Origin of the sequence: Acetobacter sp. DmW_125128 (genome assembly GCF_008704325.1) — a bacterium.
Classification (GTDB): domain Bacteria; phylum Pseudomonadota; class Alphaproteobacteria; order Acetobacterales; family Acetobacteraceae; genus Acetobacter; species Acetobacter oryzifermentans.
This window is the reverse complement of the sequence record NZ_VHOP01000116.1, coordinates 1-549: the sequence shown is the minus strand read 5'-3', so window position 1 is coordinate 549 and position 549 is coordinate 1. Positions and strand designations below refer to the sequence as shown.

Below are 549 nucleotides of genomic sequence, written 5' to 3'. Positions count from 1 at the left end.
TATGCCCGCGGCATGATCACCGGCGGCACGCTGTTTGAAGAACTGGGTTTTTACTACGTTGGCCCTGTAGATGGGCATGATCTGCCGCAGTTGGTCTCTATCCTGCGCAACCTGCGCGATACGGATAACGGCCCCATCATGCTGCATGTCATCACGGAAAAAGGCCACGGCTATCAGCCAGCCGAAAAAGCCGGAGACAAGTATCACGCCGTTGCCAAGTTCAACGTTGTTACAGGTGAGCAGAAAAAAGGCCCCGCAGGCCCGCCAAGCTACACCTCTGTGTTCTCGCGCGAACTCACACGTCGCGCCGCAACCGATAACAAGATTGCCGCCATTACCGCCGCCATGCCTTCTGGCACGGGGCTGGATGCCTTTGCCAAGGCTTACCCGGATCGGTTTTTTGATGTGGGTATTGCCGAGCAGCACGCCGTTACCTTTGCCGCAGGCATGGCAACGGAAGGGCTGCGCCCGTTCTGCGCCATTTATTCCACCTTCCTCCAGCGCGCCTATGACCAGGTGATGCACGATGTGGTGCTGCAAAAGCTGCCC

1 protein-coding gene is annotated in these 549 nt (G+C 57.9%); it reads left to right on the top strand.

Annotation, left to right across the window (positions count from 1 at the left end):
* Positions 1-549, top strand: a 549-nt coding sequence (locus FKW19_RS15275; protein ID WP_275068211.1) for a 1-deoxy-D-xylulose-5-phosphate synthase N-terminal domain-containing protein, incomplete at both ends; no start/stop codon positions are given.